At 59.8% G+C, this 15,555-nt stretch carries 14 protein-coding genes; 4 read left to right on the top strand and 10 right to left on the bottom strand.

All coding sequences use genetic code 11. The annotated features are described in order from the left end of the window. Window positions 1–48 precede the first annotated feature (48 nt). The 3 genes from AC1XOS_RS10490 (at window position 49) to AC1XOS_RS10480 (ending at window position 3,108) form a co-directional block, all read left to right on the top strand. Window positions 49–981 (top strand): Gfo/Idh/MocA family protein, encoded by a 933-nt coding sequence (locus AC1XOS_RS10490; protein ID WP_481962174.1) that lies wholly within the window; start codon window positions 49–51, stop codon window positions 979–981. 115 nt (window positions 982–1,096) lie between these two features. Continuing rightward, on the top strand, window positions 1,097–1,981 hold the full coding sequence (locus AC1XOS_RS10485; protein ID WP_481962173.1) for a prepilin-type N-terminal cleavage/methylation domain-containing protein: 885 nt from the start codon (window positions 1,097–1,099) through the stop codon (window positions 1,979–1,981). Window positions 1,982–2,076: 95 nt separating this feature from the next. After that, window positions 2,077–3,108, top strand: a complete 1,032-nt coding sequence (locus tag AC1XOS_RS10480; RefSeq protein ID WP_481962172.1) for a glutamine synthetase beta-grasp domain-containing protein — start codon at window positions 2,077–2,079, stop codon at window positions 3,106–3,108. 73 nt (window positions 3,109–3,181) lie between these two features. On the opposite strand, the gene AC1XOS_RS10475 is transcribed toward AC1XOS_RS10480, so the two are convergent. The 6 genes from AC1XOS_RS10475 to AC1XOS_RS10450 all read right to left on the bottom strand — a co-directional run bounded on the left by AC1XOS_RS10475 (window position 3,182) and on the right by AC1XOS_RS10450 (window position 10,225). Next, window positions 3,182–3,514: a hypothetical protein gene (locus AC1XOS_RS10475; RefSeq protein WP_481962171.1), complete on the bottom strand. Its 333-nt coding sequence runs from the start codon at window positions 3,512–3,514 to the stop codon at window positions 3,182–3,184. Then, a complete protein-coding gene (locus AC1XOS_RS10470) occupies window positions 3,511–5,022 on the bottom strand; it encodes a DUF1501 domain-containing protein (RefSeq protein WP_481962170.1) in 1,512 nt (503 codons plus the stop codon). The genes AC1XOS_RS10475 and AC1XOS_RS10470 overlap by 4 nt, the downstream gene beginning before the upstream one ends. Continuing rightward, on the bottom strand, window positions 5,019–5,612 hold the full coding sequence (locus AC1XOS_RS10465; RefSeq protein ID WP_481962169.1) for a hypothetical protein: 594 nt from the start codon (window positions 5,610–5,612) through the stop codon (window positions 5,019–5,021). The genes AC1XOS_RS10470 and AC1XOS_RS10465 overlap by 4 nt, the downstream gene beginning before the upstream one ends. Then, window positions 5,602–6,015 (bottom strand): 3-deoxy-8-phosphooctulonate synthase, encoded by a 414-nt coding sequence (locus AC1XOS_RS10460; RefSeq protein WP_481962168.1) that lies wholly within the window; start codon window positions 6,013–6,015, stop codon window positions 5,602–5,604. Before AC1XOS_RS10460 ends, AC1XOS_RS10465 begins: the two co-directional genes overlap by 11 nt. Continuing rightward, on the bottom strand, window positions 6,015–9,206 hold the full coding sequence (locus AC1XOS_RS10455; protein ID WP_481962167.1) for a DUF1553 domain-containing protein: 3,192 nt from the start codon (window positions 9,204–9,206) through the stop codon (window positions 6,015–6,017). The genes AC1XOS_RS10460 and AC1XOS_RS10455 overlap by 1 nt, the downstream gene beginning before the upstream one ends. 308 nt (window positions 9,207–9,514) lie before the next feature. After that, on the bottom strand, window positions 9,515–10,225 hold the full coding sequence (locus AC1XOS_RS10450) for an NIPSNAP family protein (protein ID WP_481962166.1): 711 nt from the start codon (window positions 10,223–10,225) through the stop codon (window positions 9,515–9,517). A 108-nt stretch (window positions 10,226–10,333) separates the two neighbouring features. Between AC1XOS_RS10450 and AC1XOS_RS10445 the strand changes: the two genes are divergently transcribed. Next, on the top strand, window positions 10,334–11,737 hold the full coding sequence (locus tag AC1XOS_RS10445) for a cytochrome-c peroxidase (protein WP_481962165.1): 1,404 nt from the start codon (window positions 10,334–10,336) through the stop codon (window positions 11,735–11,737). Between the two features lie 7 nt (window positions 11,738–11,744). Here AC1XOS_RS10445 and AC1XOS_RS10440 read toward each other — a convergent pair whose 3' ends face one another. The 4 genes from AC1XOS_RS10440 to AC1XOS_RS10425 all read right to left on the bottom strand — a co-directional run. Next, a complete protein-coding gene (locus AC1XOS_RS10440) occupies window positions 11,745–12,710 on the bottom strand; it encodes a galactose oxidase (protein ID WP_481962164.1) in 966 nt (321 codons plus the stop codon). Beyond that, complete coding sequence (locus tag AC1XOS_RS10435) at window positions 12,707–13,939, bottom strand: MFS transporter (protein WP_481962163.1); 1,233 nt, start codon at window positions 13,937–13,939, stop codon at window positions 12,707–12,709. The genes AC1XOS_RS10440 and AC1XOS_RS10435 overlap by 4 nt, the downstream gene beginning before the upstream one ends. Before the next feature lie 9 nt (window positions 13,940–13,948). Then, entirely contained in the window at window positions 13,949–14,965 is a 1,017-nt protein-coding gene (locus AC1XOS_RS10430) for an NAD-dependent epimerase/dehydratase family protein (RefSeq protein ID WP_481962162.1), read from the bottom strand. A gap of 20 nt (window positions 14,966–14,985) precedes the next feature. Beyond that, on the bottom strand, window positions 14,986–15,555 hold a 570-nt coding region (locus AC1XOS_RS10425; protein ID WP_481962161.1), incomplete at its 5' end, for a hypothetical protein.

Raw genomic sequence — 15,555 nt, 5'->3', positions numbered from 1 at the left:
AAGAGAATTGTTAATTCAGAATTAAATTACACGAAACGAGTTACATCTATGAGTTTAGTTCGCTGGGGGATTGTTGGGTGTGGCGATGTGGCAGAGAAAAAAGGCGGCCCTGCGCTCTATCAAGCAGAGGGCTCCGAGCTGATCGCGGTGATGCGGCGGGACTTAACAAAAGCCGAAGACTTTGCACAGCGACATGGGGCCAAGCGCGCCTACAATACTACTGAGGCGCTGCTCGCCGACCCCGAGATAGATGCGGTCTATATTGCCACGCCCCCGCATCTCCACTGTCAGCAGACACTTCAGGCAGCGGCGGCCGGCAAGCATGTCTTGGTGGAGAAGCCCATGGCGCTGAGTGTTGCCGAGGGCGAGCAGATGATCGCGGCGTGTAAGGCACATAGTGTCTCGCTTCACGTGGCCTACTACCGGCGCTACTGGCCCAAGTTCCAGGCGATCAAAGCCGCGCTGGAGGCGGGCGAGCTGGGTACGGTGCTGGGAGCGCGGCTCCAGCTCTGCACTCTGGCCCCAGCGAGTGGCTGGCGCGTAGACCCGGCAATCTCAGGCGGAGGTCATGTGGTAGATGTCGGCTCGCATCGGCTCGACATGCTGTGCTTTCTTCTGGGAGACATCACTGAAGTACACGGCTTCGCGGCGAATCGCCTCGCGCACCATAGCGCTGAGAACGACACCGTTTTCTCCCTGCGCTTTGCCAGTGGCGTGCTCGCATCAGCGTGCTTTCATTTTCACACGCGGCCCAGCCGGGATATTTTAGAGATCTTTGGCTCCGACGGCACACTCACCTGCGATCCGTTTGACGGAGCAGCGTTCACCATAAACGGTGAGGAGCGGCGCTTTGAGACGCCCACTCCTACTCATCTGCCGTTTGTCCAAGCGCTGGTGCGCGGTGAGCCAGGGCACGTCACCGGTGAAGAGGGCCTGAAAGTGACGCGACTCCTAGAGGCAGTGATGCGGAACAAAATCTAACCGCGTACGGCCTGAGATCGCGGATATTAATCCTCTCTTTACAAATGTGCTGCGAGTCAGGTAGACTCTTGCGACTCTCTTATCCTAGATCAACAATAAGGAACTTCTCTGTACAATGAAACGTGCATTTACGCTCATAGAGCTTCTCGTCGTCATCGCCATCATCGCGATTCTCGCCGCCATTCTCTTCCCGGTCTTCGCACAAGCCCGCGAAAAAGCCCGCTCGATTTCCTGTCTTTCTAACCAAAAGCAGATCGGTCTTGCTGCCATGCAGTACGTGCAGGACTACGATGAGACGTTCCCACAGGCGGCCTACATGGGGCCACGTCCTCTTGCCATAACCGTCCCCGTGGCGCTTCCTGCGGGGGGGCCGTCCGTGATCACGGTTTATGATCTACTACAGCCGTACATGAAAAATGTGGAAATCTTCAACTGCCCTAGCTACAAGCCAGGCCTTGACTGGTACAGCCGTCTTGGACCACTCTGGTCGGGCGGCTTCCGCTACGTCGGGATCGTCCCAAATTTTGGGCTCTTTGGCGAGAACCTGTGTGGCGGTGGCGGAATGCCCGCACTCAAGGGGGCCTTCACTCCGGTGAACTCGATGGCCGCAACGAGCCTGCCTGCGGAGACGATCATGTTCTTCGATGGAACCCACCGCAACGAAAACGCCGCTCCGACGGTCAAGCTGGGCTCACAGAACTTTCTGGCAGATGGTCGTCACAACGACGGTAGCAATATTTGTTTCTCCGATGGGCATGCCAAGTGGTTCCGCTATGGGGCAAATCCTGCCCCCAACCAGTTTACGACAACGGCGGTCAATGGCCGTCCTATTGGCACCCCCGTCTATGGTTGGCGTGCGGGGATTACCGCTCCCGTGAAGGGGACAGCTCTGGAAAACCCTGCTGCCACCATCAGCACTCTGACAGATCCCTACAACGACTACCACGGCATCCCCGGCGGCCCCATCTTCGACTCCGAAGATACGAACGCTTGCCCGTAGTCCTACGAGCTTTCTTCAAGGCCCTGCCAAAATCGGCGGGGCTTTATTAATGGAAACCTAACGGAAACATAAAAAAGGGTAGAATTATCGTCAGTATGGCAAAAGCAAAACTCGAATATATCTGGCTCGACGGCTACCAGCCGATGCAGAGCCTTCGTAGCAAGACCAAGATCGAAACCAACTTTAGCGGCAAGCTAGAAGACTGTGAGATGTGGTCCTTTGACGGCTCTTCCACGGAGCAGGCCCCCGGCGGCTCGTCGGACTGCCAGCTTAAGCCGGTTTTTATCTGCCCCGATCCCGAGCGCTCTAAGCTAGGCACCCCCGCCTACCTCGTGATGTGCGAGGTCTTAGATGCCTACGGAATGCCCCACCGCTCCAATGGCCGCGCGACAATCGAGGACGACGACAACGACTTCTGGTTCGGCTTCGAGCAGGAGTACTTCCTCTACACCGGCGCCACCAACAAGCCCCTGGGCTTCCCCGACCGTGGCTACCCCGGGCCGCAAGGCCCCTACTACTGCTCCGTCGGTGCACGCAACGCCTTTGGCCGCGAGATTATCGAGGAGCACCTAGAGCAGTGCCTTCAGGCAGGCCTGAATGTCGAGGGAATCAACGCCGAAGTGGCGACGGGTCAGTGGGAGTTTCAGATCTTCGCCAAGGGCGCGAAAGAGGCTGGTGACCAGATCTGGATCGCTCGCTATCTCTTGGAGCGCATCGGGGAGTCCTACGATGTCTGGATCAACTGGCACTGTAAGCCGCTAGGCGACACCGACTGGAACGGCTCGGGCATGCACGCCAACTTCTCTAACACGGCGCTGCGCACCTCAGGCAGCAAAGATGTCTATGATAAGATCTGCCAGGCGTTCGCTCCTGAAGAGATTATCATGGCACACATTGATGTCTATGGCCCGGACAACCACCTGCGTCTGACCGGCAAGCACGAGACGGCACCGTGGAACAAGTTCTCCTACGGCGTCTCGGATCGTGGTGCCTCTATCCGCATCCCGATTGGCGCGGTTCAGAAGGGCTGGATGGGCTGGCTGGAAGATCGCCGTCCCAACTCCGCTGCAGACCCCTATAAAGTGGCCGCACGGATCATCAAGACCGTCAAGACCGCCGAGGTCTAAGTATCTCGGCCCTCGCCCACCACCCCTCTTCCGATAACGGGAGAGGGGTTTATTTTTTGCATGCCAACTCCTCTCACATCGGGCGTAGAACTCGTATAGCCAAGAAGACCAAGCTCAGCACAAAAGCCACGATTCCCAGTGTCTTTCCTAAACCCGAGTAGGGCTCAAGCCGCTCGGTATTTCCCCAGAAGAAGTGAGCATGACGAAGAAATGCCAAGCAAAATAACGAAATGCCGTAGACAATAACATCAGAGCCCTGTAGAGCAATCGCACGGTGACGCCCCAGATACGCCTCCCCGCGCACGAGTGTGATCAGCGCGTAGACGACACAGGCAAGGGGTGCGACGAGGCCACCACCCCACTTAGGAAGCGGCCCTTGTAGTGGATCGCCTCCTAGATCTATCATGCGATCAGCTCTTTAATCACCTTGGCGGGCTCGACACCCGTGAGCTTCTGATCCAGCCCCTGATACTTGTAGGTGAAGCGCTCGTGATCTACCCCAAGCAACCGGAGGACCGTGGCGTGGAAGTCGTGGACATCACAGGGATCTTTGACGATGTTGTAGGAGAAGTCATCCGTCTCGCCGTAGACGCCAGGCTTGGAGCCGCCGCCCGCCATCCACATCGTGAAGCAGCGCGGGTGGTGATCGCGCCCATAGTTCTCTTTCGAGAGCCCGCCCTGTGAGTAGATTGTCCGCCCAAACTCCCCGCCCCAGATAATCAGCGTCTCCTCAAACAGGCCACGGTTCTTGAGGTCCTGAATGAGCCCCGCGCACGCCTGGTCGATGTCTTTACACTGGCTCGGCAGCCGTCCGGCGACATTGGCGTGGGTGTCCCAGTTATTGAGATACACCTGGACAAAGCGCACGCCGCGCTCGACCATCCGGCGGGCCATCAGCGCGGTGTAGGCAAAGCTCCCCGGCTTCTTGGCCGCTTCCCCATAGAGCTCGTAGGTGCTGGCAGGCTCGTTGGTGACTGCGGTCAGCTCAGGCACGGACGATTGCATCCGAAATGCCAGCTCGTACTGCGCGATTCGGGTGTGGGTCTCCTCATCCCCGACGGTCTGGTAGGTGAGCTGGTTGAGCGCCTTGAGGCCATTGAGTGTGGTGCGGCGCACGGTCGGATCAACCCCAGGAGGATTGTTGATGTAGAGAATCGGGTCACCCGCCGCCCGGAACGAGCAGGCTGCATGCTCGCCGGGAAGATAGCCCGACTGCCAGAGCCGCGCCGAGATCGCCTGCACCTGATCGGTATTGCTCGGCTGCGCCACTAGCACCACGAAAGTCGGCAAGTCGGAGTTCATCGAGCCTAGGCCGTAGCTTGTCCATGCGCCTAAACACGGGCGCCCGGTCACCTGGTTGCCGGTCTGCATGTAGGTAATGGCGGGCTCGTGGTTGATCGCCTCGGTGTGCATCGAGCGAATGAAGCAGATATCGTCGGCCTTCGTTGCCAGGTTCGGCAGCAGCTCCGAGAGCCACATCCCGCTCTTGCCATGTTGCTTGAAGGCAAACTTGCTGGGCGCGATCGGGAAGCGTGCCTGTCCGCTGGTCATGGTCGTCAGACGCTGGCCCTTGCGAATAGACTCCGGGAGGTCTTTATCATACATCTTAACCATCTCGGGCTTGTAGTCAAAGAGGTCCATCTGCGGCGGCCCCCCGACCATGTGCAGGTAGATCACATGCTTGGCCTTAGGCGCAAAGTGCAGCTTGGGCAAAGCCCCCGGCACCGTTTTGTACTTCGCCCCCTGGCCCCCACGCGTGGGGGAAGCCTGCGGTTTTGCAAACGCCTCGCCGCCAAGAGCTGCCAGCGCGGCCATTCCGAGCGCATTGGCTCCCTGGCGCAGAAACTGCCGCCGGGTCTCCAGGCGCACCCACTCCTCAATCAGAGGATCAATCGGTTCTTTTTCACGGTTCATACTGCTGTCTCCAAGATATAGACGAGTGTGCCGAAGAGCTCCGGCAAGTCCGTCAGGGTATACCCAACTGTCTCCAAGGTAAAATCGGTACCGACGAGCTTGCCGAACTTCCAGAGCTCGCCATCGGTGACAATGCCATAGACCGGCTGATCCGGCCTCTCATTGATTTTCTGTGCGGCGATCAGCTCGGCGAGACACTGGCCCCAGCCCTGCTCAAAGTCGTTTTTCTTCGCCTCAACCACCACCACCAGCGGCGTCTCCAGCACCGTCTTCCCCAGCGCCGACTTGGTCGCGATAAGATAATCAGGAATCCCCGAGAGCTTCTCACTGTAGCTCAGCGGCTTCTGAATCCAGAAGGCGTACCGATCTGCGAAGCGCTTGTAGGCTTCCCTAAGAAGCGGCGAGATCACCAGCTCCGTGCGCGATGCCTCGGAGGTGAAGATATCCATGTTCTCCCGGCTGAACTCCAGCTCGGTCAAGAAACTCTGCGGCGGCGCGGCAGGCTCCGCAAAAAGAAAGCGCTCCTCGCGGTAGGTAATCCCAAACTCTCGCTGTGTCTGGGAGATATTTTTATAGTCGCTAAAGGCCATCCTGAATCTCCTGATACCTTTTTTGTAACTGTGGTAAAACAGCGCGAAAACATACTACAAGATCATCAATCGTAAAGATCGTTTTCGGAAACCAGACACCATAAACGCCCCATCGGTCTTGTTCAGGAGCCATGATCTCGTCAAACTCCCCCATCCCCACTTCCCAAACCAAACCTGCCCTTGTTCCGTCGGGGGCAACAACAAATCCATCGCCCGAACGACACCCACCTGTTTCAAGAAACTCTGTAATGGCACCGTAGTACCACCCTTCAGTCTCTGTTTCCTCAATGACAGGAAAGCCATGATAGACTTTTGCGCCTTCAGGTCGAGCCAGAAAAGCAGGTAGCTCATCGTCAACAGACACCGCTTCGGCATCAAGACGAAGCGGTACAGGCTCGCTCATTACTTATTTAGTACCTCGTCTAAGTTGAGCATTTGGTTGGCGAGCATGGTCCAGGCGGCGAGCTGAGTGGTGTTGAAATTAGGGTCGGGCTTGGACTCGCCGAAGGTGATCAGCTCTCTCGCTTCTTTGGGGTTCTTGTCGTAGTGGGCTTTGAGCTCGTCTAGGCTTGTCTCCGTGATGATGCGCTCCGTAGCCGTAAGCGGGCGGGCCAGGAGACGGCGAGAGAGATAGTCGAGGGCATTGCCGCTCTTGAGGGCGTTGGTGGCGAGCTGACGCGCCGCTTCCACAAACTGGATGTCGTTGAGCGTCACTAAGGCTTGCAGCGGGGTGTTGGTGCGCTCGCGCTTTACCACGCAGGTCTCGCGGTTGGGGGCATTGAAGAGCTCCATCGAGGCGGGTGGTGCAGCGCGCTTCCAGAGGGTGTACATCGAGCGACGGTAGAGATTTTCGCCGGTGTCTCTTCTATAGTCGCGGGGGTTGGAGCCGATCATCGCCACGGCCTCCCAGACCCCATCGGGCTGGTAGGGCTTGACGCTCGCGCCGCCGATCTTCTTCACCAAGAGGCCACTGGTCGCCAGCGCGTAGTCGCGCACCATCTCACCGTCCATGCGGAAGCGCGGGCCGCGGGAGAGCAGGCGGTTGTCGCGGTCTTTGGCGCGTTTCTCGGGAGTGAGCAGAGCCGCCTGGCGGTAGGTGCTGCTCATCACGAGCTGCTTGAAGAAGCGCTTGATATCCCAGTCTTTCTGGAAGTCTAACGCGAGCCAGTCCAGAAGCTCTGGGTGGCTAGGCAGCTCGCCGGTGATCCCAAAGTCGCCTGCGGTCTTGACAAGGCCGGTACCAAAGAGCTCCTGCCAGTAGCGGTTGACCGTCACGCGTGCCGTGAGTGGGTGGCCCGGCGAGAGCAGCCACTTGGCCAGCCCGAGGCGGTTTTTCGGGAGCTTGGCGTCCATCGCAGGGAGCGCGGCGGGGGTCATCGGGGTCACTTTATCGCGGCGCTTGTCGTACTCGCCGCGAAAGAGCACATAGGCTTCAGGCACACCAGGCTTCTCATTGGCGACATGCGCCACGGTTCCGCGTCCCTTAATCGCCGCCTCTTCGCTCTGGAGCGCGGCCTGCTTGACGGAGAGCTCTTTATAGATGGGATCACCCGATGCCAGCCAGCCAGAGAACAGCTCATCACGCTGGGCGGGCTTGAGCTTCTCACTTCCCATCGCCAGCAGATACTCCGAGCGCATCGAGAGCAGCGCGGCAACATCGCTTGCCGGAAGTGCCCGATTGTAGAGGCGCAAGTCTTGTAGCCCCAGTCCCTCGATCACCGCTCCGCCACTGCGCTGGGCAAGCTTGAAGGGCGTGGCGGTCTTGATCGTACTGCGGAGACCTTCCCCCGACGGCTCGGTGGCCTTTGCAAGTCCATCCACATAGACCTTCAGCCCCTCGCGCTTCAGGCTACCGTCGTAGGTGATCGTCACCAGGTGCCAGACCCCCGTGGTGAGTGCCTCGCGGGTGACGGCCTTCATGGCATCGGTGGGCCACTTGTGGACGATGTGGCTCCCCACTTTATTGCCCTCGACCCACATGTCCCAGCCACGGTGCTCACTACCTTCATCCATGCGGGCAACAATCGCGCCGCCGGTGTTGCCCTGCGGTAGCTTTACCCACGCCGAGCAGGTAAACGCCTGGTTGCTGTCAAAGTCCCCGACATCAGGGAGCTCTACCGGGCCGCCGGGTTTCTTCTGGAAGGCTTTTTCCGCAAGCTGACCCTCGCCCCAGCTTGCCCCGCTTCCGAGGATGGGGTAGGTGACGGGCTTGCCCTCGTGGACGGCAGCGATCTCCTTACCCTTGCCTTCGTCGAGCTTGGCCTGGAAGATCAGCCCATTCGTGGGAGGAGCCAGTGCGGCGCGGGTCGGGGAGGCGAGCCACTTGTCAAAATCTGCCTTCGCGGTAGCCTTACGTGCCTCGACCGCTCTCTTGGCCTCGCCAAGCTCGGTCTGGAGCGCCTGAAAGCGTGGTCGGTCGGCACCGACGGGCACTTGAATAATAGGCGGCGTGTCCTTGATATTGCCGTCCATGGCGTTTTGGGTCGTGTTGTTGAAAAACGCGGAGAGGCTATAAAAATCTTTCTGGCTGATCGGATCGAACTTATGGTCGTGGCAGACCGCACAGCCCGCCGTACTTCCCATCCAGACCTGCGCCGCCGTCTCTGTCCGATCCCGCGTGTACATGACCCGAACTTCTTCGTCTATCGAGCCGCCTTCGTTGGTGGTGATATTACAGCGCGTAAAGCCCGTCGCGATGCGCTGATCAAGCGTGGGCTCGGGCAGCAAGTCCCCGGCGAGCTGCTCAATCGTGAACTGATCGAAGCGCTGGTTTTTATTGAACGCCGCGATCACCCAGTCCCGGTACGCCCACATCTCGCGGTAGTTGTCGAAGTGAATCCCGTGCGTGTCGGCGTAGCGTGCGGCATCCAGCCAGGCACGGCCCCGGTGCTCGCCCCACTGCGGGCTTGCCATAAACTTATCCACAAGCTTCTCGTAGGCGTTGGGCGCTGTGTCTCTCACAAATGCCTCGACATCGGCGGGCTCCGGAGGCAGGCCAGTGAGGTCCAGCGCAAGCCGTCGTGCGATTGTGCGCTTATCGGCCTCGGGCGCGGGCGTGAGCTTGTTCTGCTCCAGCTTCGCGAGCACAAAGGCATCGATAGGATTGCGAACCCATTTGACTCCCCCCGCCGGACGGGGGATAGGGGGGAGCTTAGGCGCAAGAAAGCTCCAGTGCTGCTCGTACTGCGCTCCTTGGCCGATCCAGCGGGTGAGCAGCGCGACTTGCTGTGGGGTCAGGCGCTTGTGGCCCGATGCTGGCGGCATGGCGAGAGCATCGCTCTGTGGCAGCCGGACGCGACGGAGTAGCTCACTGGCGAGCGGGTCGCCCGGCACAATCGCGCCTTTTGCTCGTGCATCGGCAAGCTTATCGAGCCGCAGCCCGGCTTTACGCGACGCCGAGTCCGGGCCATGACACGGGAAGCAGTTGTCGGCAAGAATGGGCCGAATGTCTTGGTTGTAGGAAAGCTTGGTTTTCGCCTCCCCCCGGCCCCCTCCGGCAAGTGAAGGGGAAGTTTGCGACGGCGCGGCTCCCACGCCAAAAGAAACCGCTAATAAACCGGCTCCCAGTCCGATACCCACGATGGTCTTACGCATAGAGAGATTTTAGCACATTCCAGCTACGCGTTCTACCGTCGGGGAGGCTTTAAACTTAAACGATTTTGCTAGAGAGGTAAACTCAAGAGATTCCGAGCGACTGCAAAATCTCACGGGTGTCGCGGCCATAGCCTTCGTCGTAGAGTGCCTGGAATGCTTCGTCCCCAAGCCGGGCACGCTGGCGCTTCTGGCACAGGGGGGACGCTGGTGATCGTCAAGAGACGGCGTAAGTAGGATTCGCCTCTGCTTCCCTTAAGAAGCGCCTTGGCTCGCACATGAGCCAAGGCGCTTTGTCGTGCCGCACCCGCCTAGATCAGCGGCGAGTAGTCCGTGGGCAAGAGAGGCAGCGAGACCACGCCCTTTTCTTTCAGCGTCAGCGCTCCCCCCGCCTCTTTCTCCGATGCCTCTCGCGCCGCTTGCCACGCCGGGTCGGTGCGGAAGCTGTCCCACGACGCCTTCCGAGCCATTTCATTGGGATAGGCCATGAGATAAATCAGCGTATTGTCCGCGCCTTTCTGATCGGGATCCAGTTCCCAGTAGGCGATATTGGTCATCTTGTGCTTTTCAAAGAGCTTGACGGTATGCTGCCGAAAACGATTCTGGAGCCGCGCTAAGTTCCCCGGCGAGGCGTAGTAGGTGCGAAGCTCAAAGGCCCGTGGCTGTCGTGCGGACTTTGCCGGGAGCTTAGGTGAGAAGTCCAGCGTGTGCAGAAACTGCGACTCGACTTTGATTGCCAGCCTGCCGTCTTTTTCGGACTCTTTATAGACCGCCTGCCACTCGAGATCGGCCCCAAAGGCTTTAAACGCCGCATCACGAAACTCGCGGCTGGGATAGGAGAGCACGTAGTAGAGCTTGCGCTCCGGGTTCTCTTTTTCCGAGGGCATCCAGTAGCCCACACTGGTCATCCCATGCTTCTTAAAAAGCCCCAGCGTGTGGTTGCGGAAGCGGGCATTGAGAGCATCGAGCTTGCCCTCCCCCGCCGTGTAGATACGAAGCTCGTAGCAGCGCTTGTCGTTCATGGTTGCCATTGTACCCATAAATCCGGGGCCTGAAAGTCCCCGCCTATATGCCACGTCCCCAGCTTGCTTCATGACTTCTTCACGACTAAGATTTACCCTGAGGCCACTATGGATACCAAAACCTTGCTCACCCACCGCCGTCGCTTTGTTATCTCTGCCGTTCTGGGCCTGCAAGCGCTGACCCTCGCCACGATGGGCTGTGGCGGTGGCGGTGGCGCTTCCGCCACGCCGACGCCCGCGCCAACCGCGACTCCGGGGCCAACGGCGGCTCCTACACCGACGCCCGATCCCAATGCGACTCCCACACCCACACCAGCCCCTGGTGCCACGCCGACGCCAACTCCCACGCCTTCACCAACACCTAGTCCTACACCAAGCCCAACACCGACACCTACCCCCACTCCGACGCCTACCCCTACTCCGACGCCTACCCCTACGCCGGATCCGTTTGCGGGTACTAAAGAGTACACCACGCTCGATGTGAATAGCCTCTTTAACTACGCCAACCCTGCGTTTCCGGTGCACTACGATGCCAATGTGCTGGCGCAAAGCAACACGCCTGCCAATAACCCGATCACTGACAAAGGGGCGACACTAGGCCGCGTGCTCTTCTTTGACAAGCGCCTCAGCCGCAACAACACCGTTGCCTGCGCCACGTGCCATGTTCAGAGCCAGGGCTTTGTAGACAACAAAACGCTTAGCGTCGGCTTTGAAGGCGGCCAGACCGACATGCACGCCATGCGCATCGGTAATCTTCGCTTCTATCAGGGAATGCAGATGTTCTGGGACCGTCGTGCCGCCAGTGTCGAGGCGCAGGCCACTCAGCCGATCCAGAACTCAGTCGAGATGGGCTTCGACGCCGCGCACGGGGGATTTGCGACTCTCACCAGCAAGATGAGCACCCTGCCCTACTACCCTGAGCTCTTCAAGTGGGTCTTTGGCGATAGCAATATCACCGAGGATCGCGTTCAGAAAGCGCTCGCCCAGTACGAGCGCAGCATGGTCTCGGTAAACAGCAAGTTTGATACGGAGTTTGCCAAGGTCTTTAATCCGGGCCAGCCGGGCGCCAATGTGGGGGCGCCGTTTGCGGGCTTCACCGCGCAAGAGGAGCGCGGCAAGCAGGTCTATCTGCTCGCTCCCAACCAAGGTGGCGCCGGGTGCGCGGGCTGCCACAGTGTCCCGACGTTCTCGCTCAATGCGAACTCCCGAAGCAATGGACTGGATGCCGGCGAGACCCGCATCTTCAAGTCGCCTTCTCTGAAGAATATTGGTGTCACCGGCCCCTTCATGCACGACGGACGCTTCGCGACTCTGGGACAAGTGGTAGACCACTACATCGGCGGCGTGCAAAACGGCCCGGCGCTCGACAATAGGCTCAAAGGGCCCAATAATCAGCCCCAGCGACTCAATATCTCAGGAGAAGACCGCGATGCCCTCGTTGCCTTCCTGCGCACCTTAACGGACAACACGATCATCAGCGATCCCAAGTTCTCCAACCCCTTCAAAAAATAGTGCGCCCCTAAAGCTCAAACGACCAGACCTCGGGGGAGCGGACACCGGGTCGGGCTTCCCCGCCTGCGATAATCCACCGCTTTCCCCAGCGCACCACGGGGACGGTCACGCGAGCCACGCCGGTCTCGCCGTCGCGTGCCCACTGGTTCGTTTTCGGGTCGTAGTGCAGGACGCTTTTGGAAAACCCAGGGTGCTCCTGGGGGAGCAGGCCGACTCGTGAGCCATCGTCGCCGCCGAGAATAAAGATCTCTGTTTTGGAGGTGGGAGCCGGTGAGGGTGCCGCAACGACAGGCGAAGGCAAGTCGGCGAGCTGCCGCCAGCCCCTCTCTGGCGTGTACTGGTAGGCATCTTGCCGGTAGCGACGCTTCACCAGACCACTCTCATCGGTGTGCAGCTCTGCCCCGCCAAAGAGCCAGAAGCTCCCGGAAAACGCCGCCGCCGTCGCCAGAATCCGACCAGGGCCAGGCACGGGCGGCAGCTCTCTCCAGGTTGAGGAAGCTCGGGAGAGATTGAGACTAAAAAACCGCCTGCTTGCCGTCTTGCTCGTCGGGGATTCTTGCCCCGCAGCGACATAGAGCGTCTCCCCGACGAGAGTCCCACAGCCACTTGCCAGCGGGATCGGCAGCGCAGGTAGGGGTAGGGTGCGCAGTCTTCCTGCCCGCCACTCCAAGCGAAATGCCTCGGAGTAGTGCTGGCTAAGGTCGCTCCCACCCACACAGATCACACCATCGCGGTAAGACGCACTCACGCCATAGCCCAGCGGACGTGGTAGCTTCCCCACCACCTTCCAGGCTCCCTGTAGGCGATCCAGCGCAAAAACGGTGTCCGTCCAGACTTTCGTACCGCCTTCCCAGGGACGCTTCTCAGGAAAGTTCGCCCCTCCCGCCACGAGCAGCGTGCCCCAGCTCACGCCCGCAAATGCGCCCGCAAAGCCCTCCGGGTCCGGCAGGCTCGCCAGTTTCGTCCAGCTCATCCGCGCACTCCCTCAGGGATCGGCTCTCCTTGGGGACGAATCTGTAGCACCAGAAAGACATTGGCAATCACCAGACAGGCGGCAAGACTCAGAATCACGGGAAAGGCGACCCCGGCATCACGGAGCTTACCCACCCCGATATCGGCAAAGCCCCCCAGGCTCACGCTCACAAAGTTCATGAGACCATAGCCCGTCGCCCGAAGCTCCGGGCGCACAAGCTGCGAGAGAATCGGCATGTTATTGCAGTCAAAAAGCCCAAAGCCCAGGCCAAAAAGTGCCAAAAAACAGATCGCCACCGTCAGTGTTGGGGCGTAGCCGAGGCCAAAGAGTGCGGGGATAATCAGCGCCATTCCCACCGCACTGACAAGCACACGTGCCCGAACCGTCTTGCGCACCAGCCGGTCTGCCCAGAGTCCCCCCAGAAAAAGCCCCACAAATCCTGCCAGATTGACATAGAGCCCCGCCGAGACTCCCGCCCGCCCCTGGCTGATCTCAAACTGGGATTTTAGCATCGCCGGCATCCAGTCCTTCATCATCCAGCCCGGCCACGCCGCCAGCGCAAAGTAGGCCGTGAGAAGAAGAAACGAGGGGTTGCCTAAAAGCTGCCGTAGCGCCGATAAAGGCGAGTTTTGGGGAGCCGTCTCTGAAACTACGGCTCGGGGAGCATCGCGGAGCAGAAGAAAGAGCGGGAGGGCGTAGAGAACGCCCAGTGCCCCGGCGGTGTGAAAGGCCCAGCGCCAGCCCAAGCTCGGCGCATCGGCGACAAAGCCGGCAAAGCCGCCCAGGATCACCCCGATATAGATCGCCGCCGTGTGAATGCCTGTCGCCCGTGACTTCGTCGCTCCCGTGTGGTAGTCCATGATCAGCGCCAGTGCTGCCGGGATGTAGAACGCCTCGCTTACCCCCATCAGGGTTCGGGCAGTGAGAAGCTCTGCATAGCCGGTCGCCTGCCCCGTCCACCACGTGATCGCCGACCAGGCTACAAGGCTGGCGCAGATAATCCCACGGCGGCTAAACCGATCCGCCAGATAGCCACCAATCGGGCTCAGGCAGGCATAGACCCACTTGAACTGCGCCAGCATCAGCCCCCAGCTCGTGTCGCTCTTGATATCCACCAGCTCCGCCATCACAGAGAACTTCATGGAGGCGAGCATCTGGCGATCCAAGTAGTTCAGTAGCGCCACCGGGGCGAGCAAGAACACCACCAGCCAGAGAGTGTTCTTGCCCACGGGCCGCACCTATGCCTCCAGCGAGGGAAGAGCTTGAATCGCGTGGTTCCAGGCCGCAATCAGCCGATCTTCGTAGGTATCGCTCTCGGCGTGTTGCGCCTTGCCATTGGTCTCCATCCAGGCGATGGTTCGCAGGGCGCCCTCGCGCCAAGAGATGCTCTGGCCAGGGTAGCCGCCGATGGCCTTGATCTTATCGGTGGTGAAGATACTGGGCCAGCCGAAGATCTCACGCAGGCCACCGGTCCAGTCGGGCTTGGCGAGGGTTTCCAGAACGCTCATCGGAATATAGACGGGGTTAAATGTCCCGCCCACGACCTCGGCGACGATTTTATGGTAGTCGTTCCAGGTCATGTTCTCCTCGCCAGTGATATTGAAGCACTCCCCCACAGCAGCTTTCTTGCCCATCACGGAGATAAAGCCCTCCGCGACATCGTCCACATGGCAGCTTGCCCAGAGCCCCGTGCCATCACCAGGGACGATCACCGGAAGGCCCTTGCGGAGGCGATCAGGGAAAGTGCCAAACGAGCCCCAGCCGCCGACGGGTCGAATCAGCATACCGCCCTCACCGTAGCTGTGCGACGGCCGCATGACTGTGGCGGGAAAGTCCGGCTCGTTTAGGAAGAGCTGCTCGCAGGCGGCCTTGTTCTTGCCGTAGCCCCCAATCGAGTGATAGGGCTCACTCTCTGGCGTCGGGATCGTGATCGGTGGGCCGGAGTAGACACAGACCGTGGAGCAGAAAAGAAAGTGGTCGCAGCGGCCCTTAAACGCGCGTATGCTGGAGGCGGCATCGTCGGGGCCGAAGCAGATCATGTCCACGACCACATCGTAGTGCTTGCCCTCAAAAAGCGCCTCGAACGCAGCCCTGTCGCTCCGGTCGCCGTTGAGAATCGTCAGGTTCGGGTGCGCCTCCAGCCGGTTCTCACTGCGCCCCCGGTTGAAGCAAGTCACCTGCTCGCCGCGCTGGAGCAGCTTGCGAGCAATCGCCGTCGAGATGAGGCCCGTGCCTCCCAGAAATAATACGTGCATGCCGCTATTGTAGCCGTAATTTAGGGAGCGTCAACCGGCGCGTGGATAATGAGCGCATTGTTTATGTTTTTCGCGGTAGCGGCCACACCCTCCACTCTCACCGGCACAAGCTCTTCGCGGGTAAAGGCCGTGATCATCGCCTCGTCCTTACGCTGTGCTTCGTACTGATACTCCACCAGACGACTAAGAGTCGTCGCGAGTAGCGGGGCATAGTAGGCAGCATCCTGGAATCCTAAATTTATCACATTATTATTATTGCAAGTAAAGCGAACGGTCTGGGACTGTCCGGGGGAGAGAGTTGCAAAATGTGCCCTCCCGCCGCCGTAGTGCACCTGGACATTTTCGAGGAGTGCGCCCGTGTTGTTGGTGATGGTTCCCGTGAGGAACTCTCCCTCGCGCTTTAGCTGCACCTCAATGCCATTGCCCAGAGACAGATTGGTTGTGTGCAGGCTCACGCTACGCATGGCCCACTGGGGCACGGAAAAGTCCGGGAGGCGTGTGGCCTTTCCGGGGAGCTGCTGGCTCTCTAGCGACGGCTGATCCCCCACACTGGAGAAAAAGACCGTGTCTGTTGTCGGGGCGGCGAGGCT

The sequence above is a fragment of the Armatimonas sp. genome, from assembly GCF_964826245.1.
This window is presented reverse-complemented; position numbering and strand designations above follow the sequence as displayed.